Origin of the sequence: Anabaena sp. CA = ATCC 33047 (assembly GCF_963870205.1) — a bacterium.
GTDB lineage: Bacteria > Cyanobacteriota > Cyanobacteriia > Cyanobacteriales > Nostocaceae > Trichormus.
Genome location: NZ_CAWMSA010000020.1, coordinates 52,730 through 70,427 on the forward strand (window position 1 = coordinate 52,730; position 17,698 = coordinate 70,427).

16 protein-coding genes are annotated in these 17,698 nt (G+C 37.7%); all 16 read left to right on the top strand.

The window, feature by feature from the left end:
* Positions 1-236: 236 nt before the first annotated feature.
* The 16 genes from AACS98_RS05305 to rfbD all read left to right on the top strand — a co-directional run bounded on the left by AACS98_RS05305 (position 237) and on the right by rfbD (position 17,693).
* On the top strand, positions 237-1,877 hold the full coding sequence (locus tag AACS98_RS05305; protein ID WP_082803738.1) for a glycosyltransferase: 1,641 nt from the start codon (positions 237-239) through the stop codon (positions 1,875-1,877).
* A gap of 14 nt (positions 1,878-1,891) precedes the next feature.
* Positions 1,892-2,125: a DegT/DnrJ/EryC1/StrS family aminotransferase gene (locus AACS98_RS05310; RefSeq protein WP_066377081.1), complete on the top strand. Its 234-nt coding sequence runs from the start codon at positions 1,892-1,894 to the stop codon at positions 2,123-2,125.
* Positions 2,122-3,201 carry a GNAT family N-acetyltransferase gene (locus tag AACS98_RS05315; RefSeq protein WP_066377083.1) on the top strand — a complete coding sequence of 360 codons (1,080 nt, stop codon included), beginning with the start codon at positions 2,122-2,124 and terminating at the stop codon, positions 3,199-3,201. The genes AACS98_RS05310 and AACS98_RS05315 overlap by 4 nt, the downstream gene beginning before the upstream one ends.
* 16 nt (positions 3,202-3,217) lie before the next feature.
* Entirely contained in the window at positions 3,218-4,225 is a 1,008-nt protein-coding gene (locus AACS98_RS05320) for a sulfotransferase (RefSeq protein ID WP_066377084.1), read from the top strand.
* Between the two features lie 96 nt (positions 4,226-4,321).
* Positions 4,322-4,420, top strand: a complete 99-nt coding sequence (locus tag AACS98_RS05325) for an adenylyl-sulfate kinase (RefSeq protein WP_231867003.1) — start codon at positions 4,322-4,324, stop codon at positions 4,418-4,420.
* Between the two features lie 96 nt (positions 4,421-4,516).
* Positions 4,517-5,665 (top strand): DegT/DnrJ/EryC1/StrS family aminotransferase, encoded by a 1,149-nt coding sequence (locus tag AACS98_RS05330; RefSeq protein WP_066377085.1) that lies wholly within the window; start codon positions 4,517-4,519, stop codon positions 5,663-5,665.
* 117 nt (positions 5,666-5,782) lie between these two features.
* Positions 5,783-7,462, top strand: a complete 1,680-nt coding sequence (locus AACS98_RS05335; RefSeq protein WP_066377086.1) for a glycosyltransferase family 1 protein — start codon at positions 5,783-5,785, stop codon at positions 7,460-7,462.
* Between the two features lie 30 nt (positions 7,463-7,492).
* Positions 7,493-8,620, top strand: a complete 1,128-nt coding sequence (locus AACS98_RS05340; RefSeq protein WP_066377087.1) for a class I SAM-dependent methyltransferase — start codon at positions 7,493-7,495, stop codon at positions 8,618-8,620.
* Positions 8,617-9,804 carry a glycosyltransferase gene (locus AACS98_RS05345; RefSeq protein WP_066377089.1) on the top strand — a complete coding sequence of 396 codons (1,188 nt, stop codon included), beginning with the start codon at positions 8,617-8,619 and terminating at the stop codon, positions 9,802-9,804. Before AACS98_RS05340 ends, AACS98_RS05345 begins: the two co-directional genes overlap by 4 nt.
* A complete protein-coding gene (locus AACS98_RS05350; protein WP_066377094.1) occupies positions 9,801-10,682 on the top strand; it encodes an NAD-dependent epimerase/dehydratase family protein in 882 nt (293 codons plus the stop codon). Before AACS98_RS05345 ends, AACS98_RS05350 begins: the two co-directional genes overlap by 4 nt.
* Before the next feature lie 27 nt (positions 10,683-10,709).
* A complete protein-coding gene (locus AACS98_RS05355) occupies positions 10,710-11,783 on the top strand; it encodes a glycosyltransferase (RefSeq protein WP_066377095.1) in 1,074 nt (357 codons plus the stop codon).
* Positions 11,784-11,792: 9 nt separating this feature from the next.
* Complete coding sequence (gene asnB / locus AACS98_RS05360) at positions 11,793-13,727, top strand: asparagine synthase (glutamine-hydrolyzing) (protein WP_066377097.1); 1,935 nt, start codon at positions 11,793-11,795, stop codon at positions 13,725-13,727.
* Positions 13,728-13,773: 46 nt separating this feature from the next.
* Positions 13,774-14,862, top strand: a complete 1,089-nt coding sequence (gene wecB / locus AACS98_RS05365; RefSeq protein ID WP_066377099.1) for a non-hydrolyzing UDP-N-acetylglucosamine 2-epimerase — start codon at positions 13,774-13,776, stop codon at positions 14,860-14,862.
* Positions 14,863-14,991: 129 nt separating this feature from the next.
* Positions 14,992-16,065 carry a glycosyltransferase family 4 protein gene (locus AACS98_RS05370; protein WP_066377100.1) on the top strand — a complete coding sequence of 358 codons (1,074 nt, stop codon included), beginning with the start codon at positions 14,992-14,994 and terminating at the stop codon, positions 16,063-16,065.
* Positions 16,066-16,157: 92 nt separating this feature from the next.
* Complete coding sequence (gene rfbC / locus AACS98_RS05375; protein ID WP_066377102.1) at positions 16,158-16,703, top strand: dTDP-4-dehydrorhamnose 3,5-epimerase; 546 nt, start codon at positions 16,158-16,160, stop codon at positions 16,701-16,703.
* Between the two features lie 105 nt (positions 16,704-16,808).
* Positions 16,809-17,693 (top strand): dTDP-4-dehydrorhamnose reductase, encoded by an 885-nt coding sequence (gene rfbD / locus AACS98_RS05380; protein WP_066377277.1) that lies wholly within the window; start codon positions 16,809-16,811, stop codon positions 17,691-17,693.
* The last annotated feature ends 5 nt before the right edge of the window (positions 17,694-17,698 follow it).

The window sequence follows — 17,698 nt, forward strand, 5'->3', positions numbered from 1 at the left end:
TGTAGAGACGTTGCATGCAACGTCTCTACAGCGCAGAATAAAGTGCATCTATGGCTACGCCAAGCAAGCTACATCAAGAAACGGTATAAGCCTTAAATTGCCTGGTACTTTATAGCAACACTTAACCCACCCAGAAAGATGGTGCGTTACGGCTAATTTTGACTCTCTTATGTTCCGAAATCCTTGCATAGCCGTAACACACCCTACTTAATATTTAATTTATAAATAGCCTCTTAATGAAGAAAATAACAAATATATTATTTAATTTGCCTGTAATATCTCAGATTAAAAAGAGCCAGCCATTATTAACAAGTTGGTTAAGAAGATTGGAGGTTAGACAAAACGCAATAGAACCTGTTGACAATCAGGTTACTGCACTCAATGACAATGTTGAAGAAACAAGATATAACAATATTGATTACACTCCTTGGAATCATCCCTATTTGACAGCAAACAATATTAGTAGATTTCAAAAATACTCTGAATCTGTATGGGAATTTGCCTTAAGTTATGTTAATCAACATCAAGAACCATTGAAATGTGCTTTCTTGGATAATATGGCTCAAAATATGCACAAATGGGCTATGTTAGTGCAGAAATATGATCAGGAAGTGGCTCTATTTCCAAATGTTGCAGATGTTAGTGCTATTAGCGCACCGGAATGGGAAAATTTTGATGGTGAACATTTAGATTTATTAGATGGTGCAAATTTTTTAAATGCTCATCCGAATATTGGTTTAGAAATACCCTGTTATCGCATACCATTAGAAGGGTCAGATTTTTATGCAGCATATCTCAAGTTTTGTGAAGGCGATCGCTCACCTTTACTGCATTTATTGAAAGCATCTCTTTCTTTGCGTCATGAGCCTTTGATTACTTATCAAGGCGTATATCCATATTACCAGTTAGCAACAGCCCTGTCACAATTTGATGTGATATACGGTACAAATATTCCCATAGCCGCTTATCTCAGTGGTAAACCTTACTGCGTTGCTTCTACTGGCGGAGATTTGCAGTTTTCCGCAGGTATGAGTCATGATTTTGGGCAAATCATGAATTTATCTTTTAATGCTGCTAGGTTTTTGATGATTTCTAATCCTCATACTTTAGGACATTGTAGGCGGCTGGGTTTAACTAATGGTGTATATCTACCTTATCCAATGGATGATCAACGTTATTTTCCAGGGGAAGGGAAAGCACGAAAAGAGTGGGAAGCAAAATATGGTAAAGGGGTATATGTACTAACTACATCTAGATTAGATAAAAAAGTTAAAGGGCAGAACGAAACATATTTTGAAACACTAATTAATGTAGCTAAACAAAAACCTGAAATTCGGTTTATATTTCTCGCCTGGGGTAATGACGCTAGTGAATTTAGGCAAAAATTACAATTATCGGGAATGCAAAATCAATTTATAATTCTCAATCCCGTAGGCAAAAAACGGTTAATTGATTACTATCGTTCCTGTGACATTTTATTAGATCAGTTCGTCTATGGTTATTATGGTGCAACTGCTTTGGAAGCAGCAGCAATTGGTAAACCAGTGATTATGAAACTGCGAACAGAGCAATATAAACCTTTGTATTCGGGTGATGTTGCACCTATGGTTAATGCTAGTACACCCGGTGATATTGCTCAAGCATTGCTGTTTTTGGTAGATAATCCAGAATTTCGCCAAAACAAAGGTTTGGAGTTGCGAAAATGGTTAGTGCGGCATCACGGTGAAGAGAAAACAGTACCGTTAATGATTGCTTTGTTGCGGTTAACAGCAGATCAAGTTCCACTACCCAAGGATTTGATTAACCCATTATGGGATGATATCAATGCTGAAGAGGAAATCTATCACGCTGCTTGCAAACAATCAAATAGTAATTGAATTATTGTTGATTTATGATTACCCACTCTCAACCTTGGATTACTGATGCTGACAAACAAGCTGTTACAGTCGTACTAGGAAGTGGGATGATTGCTCAAGGACAGTTAGTACATCAGTTTGAAATAGAAGTAGCACATTACTTAGGTTTAGCTGGTGGGGTGGCGGTTGCTAGCGGTTCTACTGCTTTGGTATTGGCTAATCAAAAAAGTCGTCTTAGCTTGTCAAACAATCTGGTAAAAAAAACGTGAGCATTCAATTAGATATTTTAACAAAAGATAGAGAGGATGATTATGAAAGTTTTTTGCATTATTGTCAAGAATCTCTTCTCTATAGCTCATTAAAGTATCGGAATTTCTTGCAAAAAATTTTAGTTAACAGTCAAGATTATTATCTATTAGCTTACGATTCTGGACGTTTAGTTGGTGCATTACCATCATTCGTTAAGCGTCACCCTATCTATGGAAATGTACTCAACTCTCTACCTTTTTATGGTAGTAATGGCGGAATAATTATTTCACCCCAAGCATCCCACCCAGAAAAAGTTCAACAAGAATTGTTGGATGCTTTTGACTGTTTAGCTAGTCAAGAATCTGTAGTAGTTTCTACATTAATATCTAATCCTTTAGATTCTGATGTCAATTTCTATGAATCTCACTGTTCCTATACATTCCGAGATAAACGCATTGGACAATTAGTTGATTTACCTACCAATACTAGCAACGATGACAGCATTTCCGAAATGCTTATGGGATTATTCCACCAAAAAACCCGTAACTGTGTGAGAAAAGCACAGAAAAGTGAGATTTATATCTATCATTCCGATTCTTTGGCATCACTACAAGCTTTGGCAGATTTACATCATGAGAATATTTTAGCCATTGGGGGAATCCCGAAACCTTGGTCAGTGTTCTCTGCTATTCGAGAAACATTTACTTATGACCGCGATTATCGCATATATTTAGCGGAAAAAGATGAGCAAATTATTGCTGGATTATTAGTTTTTTTCTACAATTGCACTGCTGAGTATTATACACCAGCTACACTGGCAAGCTATCGGATTTATCAACCTATGAGTCTGATTATCTATGAAGCTATGTTAGAAGCGATAAAACGGGGTTGTCTTTACTGGAATTGGGGGGGGACATGGTTGACGCAAACTGGAGTTTATAATTTTAAATCTCGTTGGGGGACAAAAGATAAACCCTACTTTTATTATATCAAGGAATATGACAATTCCTCCTCATTACGTCAATTGACAAGTAAACAAATATTGGCTGAATACCCATATTTTTATGTTTTGCCTTTTCACGTTTTACAAAAATAAGAATAATATTTACATCATGAATAAGAATTATAAAGAAGTTTCTTCCTTTGACACACAAGAAAGATTACCTAATTTTCAAAAAAATCAATTTGAAGAAGACTTTTTTGAAAATTTAAATCAAATGCTCATACCACTGCAAAATATGGTCGAAAAACAAGCAGTGTTGGGATTAAATTATCCGATTATATTAATTTTGGGAACTCAAAGGTCAGGTTCTACTTTATTAAGTCAGATATTAGCATCTAGATTAGATATTGGCTATCCATCAAATTTGATGGCTAGATTTTATGAAACTCCTGCTGTGGGTGCTGTGATGCAAAAAATTCTGATTGGCGATCGCTTTCATGAATGCCGACAATACAAAAGTCAGCACGGCGTGACAAAACGGATTGAAGAACCCCATGAATTTGGTTATTTTTGGTCGCGCCATTTGGGAATTTGTGAAGATGTCCATGAACCAGATACAAGGGATTTACAAAAAGTCAATATCGCTCAATTAAGTGCAGAATTAAATGCAATTTTGAATGTATTTGAAAAACCAGTATTATTTAAGTGCTTATTATGTGACTTTTTTATTCCGGTTTTAAAGCAAATTCCTAACGTCTTTTTTATAGATTTACAGAGAAATTTAATTGATGTAGCAGAATCAGTGTGGCGGGTGCGTCAAGAAAGGCTGGGTTCTGTTGATAAATGGTGGTCTTTGAGAACGAGAAACTACGCAAGTCTGAAAAACCTACCTCCTGAAGAGCAAATAGCCCGACAGTTGCTAGGAATTCGTCATGCGATTGATAGAGATTTAGGGCAAGTTGCTCAGGAAAGGAAAATGGTAATTACCTATAAAGAGTTAGTACAAGCACCAGAAGCAATTATTGATAATTTTGCCCAAAAATTACAACAAATAGGTTGCTCTATCCTGAAAGTTGGTAATCCAGTGTCTAATTTGTCTGCTCCAGCCAGGATGGGAGAGGAAAATCAGATTCGGAGCAAACTCAGACAGGCTTTAGCAGATGCAGCGAGCCAATAATTTTCTTGTGGTTCAGATTGACAAACTACCACATATCACTATAATTTTATGTCTGGCTGGATTAGTGGAGGTTAAATAAAACTGCAACAGCGTGGTGTGACAGTTTGGTTGACAGGTCTGAGTGGTTCGGGTAGAACTACGATTAGCTCAAAAGTGGCTATGGAGTGGCGATCGCACGGCTACAAATTCGAGTGATTAGACATAGCAGATAGTGTTACCAAAGTTTTCACAGAGTTGGTAGACCGAAATGAAGGCGATCGCATAATTTTAGATAAATTTATAGGTAAATAAATGCAGATAACTTCCCCAGCATTCGACGAGCAAGAAATCCTGATGATCAAGCAATGCTTGGACTCAGGATGGGTGACACAGGGGCCAATGACTCGCCAATTTGAGGAGTTATTCCAACAGCAACACCAAGTAAAATATGCTCTAGCCACTACTTCCTGTACTGCTGGTTTACATCTGGCCGCTATGGCTTTGCAATTAGAACCAGGAGATGAAGTGATTGTCCCTGCATTCACCTGGGTGACATCTGCTCATTGTGCAGAATATGTTGGTGCAAAGGTAGTCTTTGCTGATGTAGAAAGAGATACATTTAACATTGATCCTGTGGCTTTGGAAGCAGCTATCACACCTAAAACGAAAGCTGTAGTGGTAGTGCATCTATTTGGACTAGCTGCACCGATGACAGAAATTTTAGCGATCGCACACAAGTATAATCTTGCCATCATTGAAGACGCTGCTTGCGCCGTTGGTACTACATATAATGGCAAACCAGTCGGTGGATTGGGTGATATTGGTTGTTTCTCCTTTCATCCCCGGAAAGTCATTACCACAGGTGAAGGTGGAATGGTGACAACTAATAATCCAGAGTTAGCAGAAAAACTCAAAGTTTTAAGAAATCATGGTGCTTCGCCCAATCCCGATGTTGAAGCTACAAAGCCTTATTATATGGGACGCTTTGATCACTTGGGTTATAATCTGCGGTTCACTGATATTCAAGCAGCGATCGGCATAGCACAAATGCAAAAGTTAAATCAACTTTTATCTGAGCGCATCAATCTAGCTAAACAATACAATCTCTATCTAGAAGGCATTGCTGATATTGCTTTGCCAATTATACCTCATCTGTGTGGTCACAGTTACCAATCTTACGTCATCAGAATCATGGCAGGTGGTGTCAATCGCCGCAACGCAATTATGGAAGCAATGGCAGCAGATGGTATTCAAACTAGGCCGGGAACTCATGCTGTACACCGCCTTGGTTATTATCAAAATAAATATAATCTCAAAGCGGAACAATATCCTAATGCAGCCGATGCTGAAGATTTATCAATTACATTACCAATATTCCCTGGCATGAATGAAAGCGATCAACAGCTAGTAATTAATTCCTTGAAGGCTGGACTGCAAAAATATTCGGCAATTTCACCATAGATTCTGGAAAATTATAATTTTAATCAGAGTTATCCAGAAGTATAAATCAATTGCTCAACAACATGATTAATATCTTTATTAAAAAAATAAAATTCGTTAACTGAATTTACCAATAATATGCAGGAAATCCCAGCTAAGAACTATTTGATATTAGTAGAAAAATTCCAAGAGAAATATGGGCGATCGCCCAGTATCTTACACATAGGTAACATAGCCAACAACGCCTACAATAACGCTAAATTACTGAACAAATTAGGATTTGATTGTGACGTTATTTGCTATGATTATTACCACATTATGGGTTGTCCCGAATGGGAAGATGCAGACTTTCAAGGAGAAATTAAAGACCAATTTTTCCCTAATTGGAATGCAGTTGATTTAAAAAACTTTCAACGCCCTAAGTGGTTTGCTCAAGGTTTCCTCAAGTTTTGTATTTATTATTTAGTAGCAAAACGTCAAAATCGAAAAATCTCAGCCTGGTTGTGGTGGCAAGCCCTAGAAATTGGAAGATTGTATATCTGCTTGATAAATCGGCTATTATCTAAATATCCTTTTCTTGCCAAAATCTTCAATTTTCTCAAGGGTGTTAAAAAGACTAGGTTGGTTATATCTAAGTTTTTTCACTACATATTTATTTTTTTTTATTGCCTAAAATCCTATACCATAACTATTGTTAAACAGAAAACTAGCTTTTTTGATAATTTTTCTAAAAAAATTAATTTAATTCCATCTAGAAATAGCTTACCAAAAAAAACTGAAAGTAGCGAATTTGATGAGCGAGTTAAGGAAATAGTTGAATTATTTCAACGAAATTTTCCTGAACGAGAAGATCAACTATCCTTTGATGACTTAGAACCTTATCGTCATATTATTCCATTTTGGAAAAAGCTGTTCGATAACTATGATATTATTCAAGGCTATTCTACAGACCCCATTTTACCTTTATTAGCAAAACATCCCTATTTCGCTTTTGAACACGGAACATTAAGAGATATACCTTTTGAACCCACCGCGCGGGGAAGATTAACATCAATCGCATATAGTGAAGCTGAACACGTTTTTGTCACCAACTCAGACTGCATCAATAATGCCATCTTTTTAGCAGATAACCGTGTTTCGGCGATGAATCATCCCTACGACGAAAATCATGGTTTACAAGTAGACGGTTGGCAAGAATTAAGACAAGAACTATGTAAGAAATTGAACGCAGACTTTTTGTTTTTCTTTCCTACACGTCATGACTGGGTATCTGGAAGTGGGTATGCCGATAAAGGTAATGATATTTTTTTAAATGCCTTTTGTCATCTGCGCCAAGCAGGTTATAAAGTCGGGTTGGTATGTTGTCAGTGGGGCGCAAATGTTCAAGATAGTATCAAGCTTTTATCTGCTAAAAATTGTGTTGATTTCGTACTTTGGAGTCAGCCAATGGGAACTATTCAATTTGAACGCACAGCGAAAGCCTGTCATGTAGTAGTTGATCAATTTAAACTTGGCTCGTTTGGTGGAATTGTATTTAAAGCAATGGCCGTTGCTGCTCCTATTTGTACTTATATTAATGAAAATGAAATTCTCAAGCACTACAGTGAAATACCACCTGTAATCAACTGTAAAAACGAAGATGAACTTGTTGTTAATCTGGAAGCATATATTAAAAATCCTGCCCAATTATCTGATTTGGCATCAGCCTCAAAACTGTGGATAGATAAACATCATAGTTCATGGGATACCCTGAAAACACAAGTAGAACAATATGATAAATTTCTCAATCAAAGCAAAAACTTACTAAACAATATATGATTAGGTGATAATCAAAAGGCAATAGATAATATGAAAACAGAATTGGCTTCTTATTTATGTACACCTGGAACGCTTGATGATATAGAAATTACTACTTTTCAGTCAGAAGCAGAAGAAGTTATTGAAGGTGTTTTAAACAGCAGTTCCCCGGTTTGGTATCCAGTTTTAAAAGGTGTTCCTTGTTTTTTACAGGGAACATTAAGACCTAATTTAAATTGGTTTCAAGAAAAATATAACTTACCGTCTATAGCTGAGGAGTTTGAAAGAGAATCCGCTAAAGAGCAATCCCTGACTAATGAAACATTTTCCGACAAGTGGAGACGCTTCCAAAATTATGGATTAGAATCTAGTCATCAAGAATTTTTGTATGAATGGTATTGCAAAAAATTTGGTTTTTCTACTCTAGAAGAACTACAAGCTTTTTATCAAAAGTTTGAGTATATTTTGGAAGTTGGCCCTGGTTCTGGCTTTAATACAAAATTTATTGCTGAAAATACTCCAGGAAAAGTCTTTGCAGTAGATATTTCTGAAGCAGCTTTTACTACATTTGAAAATACAAAACATCTGCCAAACTGTTATGTAGTTCAGGCTGACTTAATGGATATGCCATTTCACGATAACTTCTTTGAGTTTATTATTGCTGATGGTGTACTTCATCATACTCCTGACACTAAGAAAGCTTTCTTGGCAATTTATCAAAAACTCAAACCGGGTGGTCAATTATTTTTCTATGTTTATAAAAAAATGGGAGCAGCCCGGCAATTTTGCGACCAATATATTAGAGAATCATTTACTCAACTTGATCCAGAGAGTTGCTACAAAGCCTGTGAAGGTATCACTGAGTTAGGACGAGAATTAAGCCGCCTCAATGCTAAAATTACATTAACTCAACCAATTCCTGTTCTCGGTATCCCTGCTGGTACTCATGATGTGCAAAGATTACTTTACTACAATTTTTTAAAATGTTTCTGGAATGAAGCATTTGATTTTGAAACCAATAATATGGTTAACTTTGATTGGTATCATCCTCATAATGCTTGGCAACATACTGAGGATGAAGTCGAAGGTTGGCTGAGGGAATTAGGTATTAAAGATTATCAATTTAATCCAGCAAATCCTAATGGTATCTCTGTTCTTTTAACCAAGCCAGTACCGTGAAAACTATATTTAGGCTAATTTATGATGTTTTATCTATTGGGGTGATAATTCTAGTAATATTATTATCCCCATTCAGATTTATTTATAAAAAATTACATTCATCTCCAGTACAAAGCTTGTGGTTGGGTACACCTATTATCACTCTAGCTTTTAAAGCCAAAGCCGAGAGTCTGTTAGGGGTGAAATCAAAATCATTAGTTTATGAAACCTATTTTATTACCCAAGCTTTTGACTACAATTTGAGTCAATGGATTACTTTCCCCTTGGTAGGGAAATTATGCTCATTATTGATTTTTGGATGGGCTTGTATTTGGGCTGACAGGTTACATTTATATTGCGATCGCGGCTTACTTTTTTCTTGGCAACCTTTACAAATCAATCTCAAAGAATTAATTGTATATAAGCTTTTGGGTATACAGGTTTTTTTCTGGACATACGGGGCTGATGTCCGCAGTCAAATAACTACACAAAAACTCGGTGAACCTAATTGCTGTACAGAGTGCAATTTAGTAGGTCAAGCTTGTATATGTAATGAATCTAAACGGCTAAAATATATAGGCAAGCTTCAACAATATTCAACCGCAATGTTTTCAATGGGAGATATGATTGAATATACTCCCGGTAGCCGCAATGATTTATTTTTCTGGCCTGTAGATTTAGATGGACACAATAGAGATAAGTATCAACCAAATTATCCGCAAATAAATCATAATCAACCTCTGCATATTGTTCACGCGCCTAATCATCGCATATTCAAAGGAACTCACTTTTTAATAGAAGCAGTAGAAACACTGCAAGCTGAAGGTATTGCTATAGAATTGAGTCTTGTTGAAAGAATACCAAACGCACAAGCCTTAGAAATATATCGTACCGCCGATGTCATCTTTGATCAGTGCTTAATAGGCTTTCATGGCTATTTTGCACTGGAAGGCATGGCGATGGGAAAACCTGTGATGTGTTTTATTAGAAAACCGCAAGAATACCTTTTACACCCTGAAGAATGCCCAATTATTAATACACATATAGATACGCTCAAAGCCGACTTATTGAAACTATATAACAGTAGAGAACAACTCAGGGATATTGGTATTAAAAGCCGCCAATATATTGAGAAATACTTTACTCTTGAAGCCTTTGCCCAACGCTTGCAAACTGCTTATAAAGATTTAGGAATATCCAGATGAAAATACTGATTATTGGATACAAAGGATTTATAGGAAAGCATCTGTTTAACCACTTAAAATTATTGGAATTAGAAGTCTATGGTGTGAGTTCTGCTGAAGAAAATGGTATTGATCCAAAAACTGGGATGTTATCAGACACATTTTCTATTAGCCCTGGCACTGATGCTGTAGTTTATCTAGCACAATCACCACACTATCGCCAAGTTCCAGATCAAGCTTCACATTTACTCAATGTCAATGTTGTTAGTGCTGTGAAAGTAGCAGATATGGCACGTAAAGCGAAAGTGAAGCGATTCATTTATACTTCTACGGGTAATGTCTATCAACCAAGCTTCCAACCTTTAACAGAAACTTCACCCCTAAACAGAAATAATTGGTACTCCCTCAGCAAGATTCACGCAGAAGAAGCACTAGCCTTGTTTAGTAATGATATGGATATTACTATAGCTCGGTTATTTGGTGTTTATGGCCCTAGCCAAACTGATAAGCTTATCCCTAATTTAATTGAAAAAGTACATAAGGAAAAAAATATATTTCTGGCAAGAAATCCCCATGATTTAGATGATTTAGATGGGTTAAAAATATCTTTGCTTTATATTGATGACTTACTAAAAATATTAACAAATATTTTGTTATATCATCATCCCATTAATTGTGTAAATTTAGCAGGAAATGAAGTTTTAACTCTGAGACAGATTGTTGAGACTATAGGGAGTTTTCTACATAAATCAGTGAATCTAGAAGTGATAGAAGAATATCGAAAATTTGATTTAATTGCTGATATTCACTTATTAAATACAATCCATACTAAGTTTACACCTTTTAGTATAGGTATAGAAAAAACTATTGCAGAAAATTCAAATAAAGTTAATCATTAATACCAGTTGATTTGAGGTAAAAAACATTTGAAAATCCTACACTTACCTACATCTGTTGGTGGTCATTCTTGGGGTTTAGCTCAAGGAGAAAAGCGATTAGGGTTAACCAGTTCGGTGTTAGTTGCCCAACAAAATTGGTTAGAATATCCTGCTGATATAAATTTAAATATTCAAAATATACCATTGAAAATTTTACGGTTAGAAAAACTATTATCAACTTTTTGGGAAATCAAAAATAAATATGATGTTTTTCATTTTAATTTCGGCTCATCATTAATTCATTTCCCTGCTAAATATCTGAATCAGGTTGAACTGCCATTTTATCCCAAAAAAAGTCAACTATTTGTTACCTATAACGGTTGTGATATCAGACAAAAATATCCAACTATGCAAAGGACACAAATAGCAGCTTGTCATAATCCCAACTGTTATAATGGTCAATGTAATTCAGGTCAGTTAGACCATTTTCGGCGTGAAGGTATAAAAAAAATGGAGCGTTATGTCAAGCATATTTGGGCATTAAATCCAGATTTGCTTTATTTTTTACCTCCAGAAAAATCATCTTTTTTACCTTATGCAGTTGGTGTTGATGACAGAGGTTTATTTCCGCCTAAATTAAATCATAAAAAAATCAAGATTGTCCATGCACCAACTAACCGGGAAGCCAAAGGCAGCACTTATATTTTAGCTGCTTTAGAGAAATTACAAAAAACTCATGGTCAATTTATTGATGTGCTGTTGGTGGAAAATATTCCTCATGCACAAGCTATGAAAATTTATCAAGCGGCGGATTTAGTCATAGACCAAATTTTAATCGGTTGGTACGGGGGATTTGCAGTAGAAACTATGAAAATGGGCAAACCAGTCATAGCAAGAATTGCTGAGGAAGATTTACATTTCCTACCTCAAGAAATGGCAACAGATGTTTTAAAAACGATTATTAATGCTAACCCAAATAATATTTATGAAGTAATCAAACAATGTATAGAAGATAGGAATATGTTAGCTAATTATTCTGAGTTAGCTTTGGAATATGTGAAGAAATGGCATAATCTAGAATATGTGGCTAGTATTACAAAGTACCACTATGAAGCGACGTAATATCAGCTAATGTGTGGAATTGCCGGCATATTATTAGATGATGATTCAGAGATTGATTCCCATATCTTAAAATCTCTCAGCAGTTCTTTAGGCGATCGCGGCCCTGATGACTTAGGTTTCTTAGGATGGTCAGGAACATCTCCTGTCCAGATTACCCGCAATCCTGAAACTTTGCAAGCTAGCCGCATTTACTTACTGCATCGTCGTCTATCAATTTTAGATTTAAGCTCTGCTGGCTGGCAACCAATGGCAACAGCCAACGGCAGATTTTATATTGTATTTAACGGCGAAATTTATAATTACATCGAACTGCAAACCCAACTAGAAGCTTTAGGACATCCATTTTATTCCCATTCCGATACAGAAGTGCTGTTAGCAGCATACGCCCAGTGGGGTGTTTCAGCTTTAAACAAATTAGTCGGGATGTTTGCCTTTGCTATCCTAGACACTTGGGAACGCACAATATTTCTAGCCCGCGATTTTTTCGGCATTAAACCACTCTATTACACCTACTATCAAAATGGACTAGCTTTTGCTTCAGAAATTAAAGCACTCTTAAAGCTAACTGGGATTAAACGCCGTGTCAACCCCCAGCGACTCTACGATTACTTACGTTCTGGGTTAACTGATTATGGTGATGAAACCCTATTCGCTGACATTAAACAATTACCACCCTCCCATTTCCTGAAAGTTTCTCTAGAGCAACCCCAGCAAATCCAAATTGAGCGTTATTGGCAGTTAGAGCTAAACCAAAATTTAGATATATCATTTACAGAAGCTACAAAACACCTACAACACCTGTTTTTAGAAAGCGTCAATTTACATTTACGCAGCGATGTAGCAGTCGGGGCTGCTCTTTCAGGAGGTATAGATTCTTCCGCCATTATTATGTCAATGCGACATCTGCAAGGTGAAAAACTACAACTCCATACATTCAGCTACATCGCCTCAGATTCATCTCTGAGTGAAGAAAAATGGGTGGATACAATCACAGAAGCGGCGAATGTTGTCGCACATAAAATACAACCTGCTCCTGAAGACTTAATCACCGATTTGAATCAACTCATTGACTTGCAAGATGAACCTTTTGGTAGTACCAGCATTTATGCTCAGTATCGAGTTTTCCAAGGGGCAAAAGCGGCAGGAATTAAGGTAATGTTAGACGGACAGGGAGCAGATGAACTCTTGGGTGGATACCGTCCCTACTTAGCTGCACGACTCGCTTCTTTATTATGTCAAGGGCAATATAGAAAGGCTAGAGAGTTTTGGCAACGGGTAGCAAAATTACCAGGGACTAATCAAAATAAGTTGTTGTTAAGGGCTATAGGACTACTTTTACCCCCAAATATTCAAGCATCAGTCAGACAATTAGTGAACAAAGACGTGAAACCTAGCTGGTTAAATAGAAACTGGTTGCATCAAAATGGACTAATTCCTACAATCTATCAAGGTAAATTTGCTCAAGAAATACTACGCTCAGAACTTTATTCTGCTCTCACAGAAACCAGCTTACCAATGCTTTTACGTTATGAAGACCGTAATTCGATGACACACTCGATTGAAAGTCGAGTTCCTTTTCTAACACCTGCTTTGGTGAATTTTATTTTTTCTTTACCAGAAGAATTTATTATTGCTGAGGATGGAACTTCTAAAGCAATTTTCCGCCAAGCGATGCGCGGTATAGTCCCAAATGCTATTTTAGACCGTCAAGATAAAATCGGCTTTGCTACACCTGAGCAAAAATGGCTGAACAGTTTACGTCCTTGGGTGGAAGGGGTGCTAAACAGTGAAATTGCCAACCAAATTCCTGCTTGGAATTTACCCCAAATAAGAGCAGAATTTCAAGCAGTAGTAGAGGGAAAATCTGCTTTTGATTTCCGTATTTGGCGTTGGGTAAACTTAATTTTGTGGGCAGAACGCTTGAATGTGAATTTTGAAAACTGAAAATGTAGTTAATAAATTTGTATACAATTTATAGCACACTAAACACATGAAAATTCTCACAATTGTTGGCGCACGTCCACAGTTTATTAAGGCAGCAGCAGTTTCTAGAAGGTTACAATCTCATCCTGGTATTCAAGAGGTGCTGGTGCATACGGGTCAGCACTATGACGAAAATATGTCTGATGTGTTTTTCCAAGAGTTAGAGATTCCTGCACCTAATTATCATTTAGGTGTTGGTTCTGATAGTCATGGCGCACAAACAGGAAGGATGTTAGAAGCCATTGAAAAAGTTTTGCTGGCTGAGTCGCCTGATTGGGTGCTAGTTTATGGTGATACAAACTCTACTTTGGCAGGAGCGATCGCCGCAGTCAAGCTACACATTCCTGTAGCTCATGTTGAAGCTGGTTTGCGTTCATTTAACCGCCAAATGCCAGAAGAAATCAATCGTGTACTCACTGACCACGCCGCCGATTTACTCTTGGCACCCACTACGGCGGCCGTAGAAAACTTACGCCATGAAGGAATTACTGAGGAAAAAATTCACTTGGTTGGGGATGTCATGTATGATGTGGCGATTGACTATGCAGTAAAAGCCGAGCAAAAAAGTCTGATTTTAGAACATCTTGGTCTAAATCCGCAAAAGTACATTTTGGCTACTATTCACCGTGCAGAAAATACTGACGACCCCAAGCGTTTAGAAGCAATTTTTACAGGTTTAGCGGCAATATCTCAGAATATCCCCGTAGTTTTACCGCTTCATCCCCGCACTCGTGCTGCTTTGTCGCGCGCAGGGTTATGGGAAAAAGCTAGTCAGTCCCTACAATTAATAGAGCCAGTAGGATATTTAGACATGGTGATGTTAGAGAAAAATGCTCAACTTATAGCGACTGACTCCGGTGGGGTGCAGAAAGAAGCATTTTTCTATCGTGTTCCTTGTGTCACTTTACGAGCAGAAACGGAGTGGATAGAGTTAGTACAGTTGGGTTGGAATCGCCTACTACCACCGCTAAATTCTTCAGATGTGGCTAATGGTATATCAGATGCGTTGCTGAATGTTTCTGGTAGGGAAGTTTCCGAAAATCTCTATGGTGGAGGATTAGCAACTGCAAAAATTCTTCAGTTACTTACTAAGTAAGTAGGCTTAATTAATTGTTAGATAGTGGAACAGGCTTCTAGCCTGTTGACGGGCTGTCCGGCCCATCCCACATTTTATATTTAATTGCAACCAGCTACTTAAGCAATAAATTTTTTATAACCTGAGCGCGTGACAAAACATCTATTAATTAATCTGGCATTTCTGTTAACCAAACCCACAGGAACAACAACTTATGCGTTGAACCTTCTACCTCACTTACAACAACTTCAGCCTACACTCTTAGTTGCTCAAAATTTGGCTGACTATAATTGCTATTTAGTACCGCCTAATCAAACAGCAGTACAAGGCGCAAAAGGTCATTTGCGTCGCTTAATATGGACACAATTGCAGTTGCCAAAAATTTATCATCAGTTGAAATCTCATCTGTTATTTTGTCCAATACCAGAAGCACCTTTATATAGTAATTGCCGTAATGTTGTCATGTTTCATGACTTAATACCGTTGCGCTTTCCCAAACGCTTCTCGCCTATCACACCCTATTATCGTTACTACGTTCCTCAAGTTTTGAAACAGGCTCAACACATTATCTGCAATTCTCAAGCTACAGCTAGGGACATCACCGAATTTTATCAAATTCCAGACAGTAAAATTACTCCTATTCCCTTAGCATATAATCGCACTCACTTTCGTTATTTAAATCTACCTACCCGTAACTATTTTCTCTACATTGGGCGACACGAACCTTATAAAAACTTGCATCGATTAATCGCCGCTTTTGCTGGGTTAAAAAATCAGAGTGAATATGAACTATGGTTAGCAGGCCCTATTGATTCGCGTTACACGCCAAGTTTACAAATGCAGGTTAAAGAATTGGGGATAACTAATCAAGTAAAGTTTCTCAACTATGTATCTTACAGTGAATTACCTACAATTATTAATCAGGCGATCGCTCTCGTTTTTCCTAGTCTGTGGGAAGGTTTCGGTTTCCCGGTACTAGAAGCAATGGCTTGCGGTACACCAGTCATCACCTCTAACTTGTCATCTCTCCCGGAAGTAGCTGGTGATGCGGCGATTCTGATCAATCCCTACAATACAGCAGAAATCACCGACGCGATGCAGATGATGGTGAATGATTTAGAATTGCGATCGCAGCTTTCCATCCAATGTATAGCTAGAGCAAATCAGTTTAGTTGGGAAAACACGGGAAAAACGACCGTTGAAGTTTTATTACGCTTCTTGTAAACCTATCAGACGATGCCGTTACAATTTTAACTTGCTGTAAACTACGAAATTTCACATCGCCAGATTTACCCAGCATCTATTAAAACATTCCCATGAACATCATCCCCGCCCCCATCCCCGATGTTCTCCTCATCGAACCGCAGATATTTACAGACGATCGCGGTTTTTTCTTTGAATCCTACAATCAACAAAAATTTATAGATAAACTGGGTATTACAGCCAACTTTGTGCAAGATAACCACTCTAGTTCAAAACAGAATGTCTTGCGCGGACTGCATTATCAAATCATTCAACCCCAAGGTAAACTGATTCGCGTCGTTGTTGGTAATATTTTTGACGTAGCCGTAGATTTAAGAAAAAGTTCCCCCACCTTCGGACAATGGGTAGGTAATGAACTGAGTGCAGAGAAGCAACAACAAATGTGGATACCTCCAGGTTTTGCTCACGGGTTTCTCGTACTTTCCGAACTTGCCGAAGTTATTTATAAGACTACAGATTACTATTATCCACAAGGCGATCGCACTATTCTCTGGAATGACCCAGATTTAGCCATAGACTGGCCTATTAAACAACCACCAATATTATCAGCCAAAGATAGCAATGGTAAGCCATTTAAAAGCGCGCAAGTCTATGAGTAAACTCACATCTTTTGTAGGGTGGGCATTGCTTGAGATTTGCTTAAATTCGGAGTTTTATATTTTTAGCTGTGCATCGCCTGAAGTTGATTGAGAATGTTGCAAGATATGACTAAATCAATCTTACTACTAGGTAGCAACGGTCAAGTCGGGCAAGAAATCCAGCAAATCCTTTCACCCCATCACCAACTTATCGCACTTGCACGCCCTAGCATAGACCTAACTCGACCCGAAAACCTGCGTCAAATTATCCGCGAAATCCAACCACAGATTATCATTAACGCCGCCGCTTACACTGCTGTAGACAAAGCCGAAACCGAACCAGAACTAGCCACAACCGTCAATGCAACCGCACCTCAAATTATTGCCGAAGAAAGTCAAAAACTCGGCTCATTTTTAATTCACCTGTCCACAGATTACGTTTTTGATGGTGAACAAAGTCACCCATACCAAGAAACAGATACAACCAACCCCATAAATATTTACGGTAAAACCAAACTAGCCGGAGAAATAGCAATTGGGCAAACTCACCCCCATCACATCATTCTCCGCACAGCTTGGGTTTATGGAACATTTGGTAAAAGTAACTTTGTCAAAACTATGCTACGACTCGGTAAAGAACGCCAAGAAATCCGTGTAGTAGCAGATCAAATTGGTACTCCCACATGGACGCAAGATATCGCTCACGTCATCGCCCAAATTATACCCCAGTTAACACCAGCAATTGCGGGAATTTATCACTATACCAACAGTGGCGTTATTAGCTGGTACGACTTCGCTGTGGCTATTTGGGAAGAATCTCAACAGCTAAACTTTCCCCTCACAATTAAAAACATTGTTCCTATCACTACAGCCGAATATCCCACCTTAGCCCGTCGCCCGGCTTATTCTGTTTTGGCTTGTGGAAAAATATCACAATTTCTCGGAACTTACCCCCCCCATTGGCGACAAAGACTAAGACTAATGCTCAAAGACTTACTGTTAAACTCATAAATATT

Coding starts and splice junctions, on each gene's coding strand:
- AACS98_RS05335 (WP_066377086.1), top strand. CDS start 5,783: ATGCAGGAAATCCCAGCTAAGAACTATTTGATATTAGTAGAAAAATTC.
- asnB (WP_066377097.1), top strand. CDS start 11,793: ATGTGTGGAATTGCCGGCATATTATTAGATGATGATTCAGAGATTGAT.
- AACS98_RS05320 (WP_066377084.1), top strand. CDS start 3,218: ATGAATAAGAATTATAAAGAAGTTTCTTCCTTTGACACACAAGAAAGA.
- AACS98_RS05310 (WP_066377081.1), top strand. CDS start 1,892: ATGATTACCCACTCTCAACCTTGGATTACTGATGCTGACAAACAAGCT.
- wecB (WP_066377099.1), top strand. CDS start 13,774: ATGAAAATTCTCACAATTGTTGGCGCACGTCCACAGTTTATTAAGGCA.
- AACS98_RS05350 (WP_066377094.1), top strand. CDS start 9,801: ATGAAAATACTGATTATTGGATACAAAGGATTTATAGGAAAGCATCTG.
- AACS98_RS05340 (WP_066377087.1), top strand. CDS start 7,493: ATGAAAACAGAATTGGCTTCTTATTTATGTACACCTGGAACGCTTGAT.
- AACS98_RS05330 (WP_066377085.1), top strand. CDS start 4,517: ATGCAGATAACTTCCCCAGCATTCGACGAGCAAGAAATCCTGATGATC.
- rfbD (WP_066377277.1), top strand. CDS start 16,809: ATGACTAAATCAATCTTACTACTAGGTAGCAACGGTCAAGTCGGGCAA.
- rfbC (WP_066377102.1), top strand. CDS start 16,158: ATGAACATCATCCCCGCCCCCATCCCCGATGTTCTCCTCATCGAACCG.
- AACS98_RS05305 (WP_082803738.1), top strand. CDS start 237: ATGAAGAAAATAACAAATATATTATTTAATTTGCCTGTAATATCTCAG.